1 protein-coding gene is annotated in these 779 nt (G+C 58.4%); it reads right to left on the bottom strand.

What is annotated here, in order from left to right; genetic code table 11:
* Positions 1 to 11: 11 nt before the first annotated feature.
* The coding region (locus tag R4P70_RS32625; protein ID WP_024488187.1) for a hypothetical protein at positions 12 to 779 on the bottom strand (768 nt) is incomplete at its 5' end.

Raw genomic sequence — 779 nt, 5'->3', positions numbered from 1 at the left:
GCAGGGCAGTTCTATGTCCAGTCGATGTGGACGGATTCGATGGAATCGAAGTGAAATCCGAAAGTGTCGCCGTACTGGTCGAATCCCTTGTTTTCAGGGTAATCCATCGTGGCGTGACGTTCGAGGATGGCAACCACCCGGGCATGATCGTCGTTGGCCAAAGCCATGGCGAGTTCTCGTGTTTCGTCGAGACTGAAGGGGCTGTCGGAGTTCGCGAAATCGAGGGTACGCACTCGATAGTCGTAACCTTCTTCGGAACCGTTGCGGACGGACACTCCCCCGCGGACTCGGATGGTGGCCTTTTTGGGTTGCCCGTCGGGTCGTAGGACGCCGGCGCGGTCCATGATGTCGCGAGCTTTGACGTTTTTGAGTTTCTTTTTCGCGTCAGCGCGCAGTTCGTTCGTTTCGCCGGAACGGTAGCGAGAGACCGCTGATCGTGAACGGCCGATTTTCTTTGCGACAGCGTCGATTCCACCGAGGCGTTCGATGGCGGCTCGCCGTTGTGCACGTTCGGTGACGTCGGGGTGCGGGATTCGTCCTTGCTGCGCCCAGCGGCGCAGTGTTCGGTCAGAGGGTGGCTTTCTCCCGGCGTCGACAGCTGCTTGCCGTAGGCCTTCTTTGCCGATTTCGGTACGGATCTGGCGTACGGAGACTTTGCTGGTGAGTCCGGCCAATCCCCCGCTTTTGACTGATTTCGATTTTTCGATACCGCTTGTTGCTGCTGTCGAGACGGATACGTTGAGTCCGTCCAAGCCGACGGTCTTCTGTGCGGGTTTGGT

Origin of the sequence: Rhodococcus sp. IEGM 1241, from assembly GCF_033142365.1 — a bacterium.
GTDB lineage: Bacteria > Actinomycetota > Actinomycetes > Mycobacteriales > Mycobacteriaceae > Rhodococcus_F > Rhodococcus_F erythropolis.
The sequence above is the reverse complement of the archived record's forward strand: the minus strand, read 5'-3'. Positions and strand labels throughout refer to the sequence as shown.